The organism is Variovorax gracilis, assembly GCF_030317115.1.
Taxonomy (GTDB): domain Bacteria; phylum Pseudomonadota; class Gammaproteobacteria; order Burkholderiales; family Burkholderiaceae_C; genus Variovorax; species Variovorax gracilis.
On sequence record NZ_JASZYF010000089.1, the window covers coordinates 1 to 1702 of the forward strand.

Here is a 1702-nt window from a genome sequence, read left to right on the forward strand (position 1 = left end):
TTCGGCGGCGATCTTCTTCGCCTCGTCGCCCGTCGGCCGGGAGCGCTTCAGCACGACGAAGGCGCAGATCGCCTCGCCCGTCGTGTCGTCGGGGCGGCCGACCACGGCGGCCTCCGCCACCAGCTCGGTGCAGGAGACCAGTGCCGACTCGATCTCCATCGTGCCCATGCGGTGGCCCGAGACGTTCAGCACGTCGTCGATGCGCCCGGTGATGGTGAAGTAGCCGCTCTTCTCGTCCCGGATCGCGCCGTCGCCCGCCAGGTAGTAGCCCTTGAGCTCGGGCGGGAAGTAGCTGCTCCTGAAGCGCTCGGCCTCGCCCCAGATGGTGCGGATCATGCTGGGCCAGGGCTTCTTCACCACCAGGATGCCGCCCTGGCCGTGGGGCACGTCGTTGCCGGTCTCGTCGACGATGGCCGCCGCGATGCCCGGGAAGGGCAGCGTGCACGAACCCGGCACCAGCGGCGTTGCGCCGGGCAGTGGCGTGATCATGTGGCCGCCCGTTTCCGTCTGCCAGAAGGTGTCCACGATCGGGCAACGCCCGCCGCCCACGTGCTGGTGATACCACTGCCAGGCCGCCGGGTTGATCGGCTCGCCCACCGAGCCGAGGATGCGCAGGCTCGACAGGTCGTAGCGCTGCGGGTGCACGGCGGCGTCGCCCTCGGCCAGCTTGATCAGCGAGCGGATGGCGGTGGGCGCGGTGTAGAACACCGTGACCTTGTGATCCTGGATCATCTTCCAGAAGCGCCCCGCATCCGGATAGCTCGGCACGCCTTCGAACACCACCTGCGTCGCGCCCAGCGCCAGCGGGCCATAGGCGATGTAGGTGTGGCCGGTGACCCAGCCGATGTCGGCCGTGCACCAGAACACGTCCTCGTCCTTCAGGTCGAAGGTCCACTTCGTCGTGAGCGCGGCATGCAGCAGGTAGCCGCCCGTGGAGTGCTGCACGCCCTTGGGCTTGCCGGTCGACCCCGACGTGTACAGCAGGAACAGCGGATGCTCGGCGCCCACCCATTCGGGCTCGCAACTCTGCGGCTGGCCTTGCGTCTCCTCATGCATCCAGCGGTCGCGCGACGCATGCCAGGCGATGTCGCCGCCGGTGCGGCGATACACGATGACATCCTTGACGCACTCGCAGCCCCCGAGCGCGATCGCGTCGTCGACGATGGCCTTGAGCGGCAGGTGCTTGCCGCCGCGCGCCTGCTCGTCGGCGGTGATCACCATCACCGCGCCGGCGCCTTCGATGCGATCGCGAAGGCTCTGCGCGGAGAAGCCGCCGAACACCACCGAATGGGTGGCGCCGATGCGCGCGCAGGCCTGCATGGCGACCACGCCCTCGACGCTCATCGCCATGTAGATGACCACGCGGTCGCCCTTCTTCACGCCGCGCGCCTTCAGCGCATTGGCCAGGCGGCAGGTGCGTGCCAGCAACTCGCCGTAGGTGACGCGGGTGACCTGGCCGTCGTCGGCCTCGAAGACGATCGCGACCTTGTTGCCGAGGCCGCGCTCGACGTTGCGGTCGAGGCAGTTGTACGAGACGTTCAGCGTGCCGTCCTCGAACCACTTGAAGAAGGGTGCGTTGCTGTCGTCGAGCGACTTCGTGAAGGGGGTCTTCCAGCTCACGAACTCGCGGGCCAGCCGCGCCCAGTAGGCGCCAGGATCGGCCTCGGCCTCGGCCACCAGCGCCTGATAGGCCGCCATGCCG

1 protein-coding gene is annotated in these 1702 nt (G+C 68.9%); it reads right to left on the bottom strand.

Translation table 11 applies throughout. The features are described from left to right. The coding region (gene acs, locus QTH97_RS36835; RefSeq protein ID WP_286573732.1) for an acetate--CoA ligase at nucleotides 1–1702 on the bottom strand (1702 nt) is incomplete at both ends.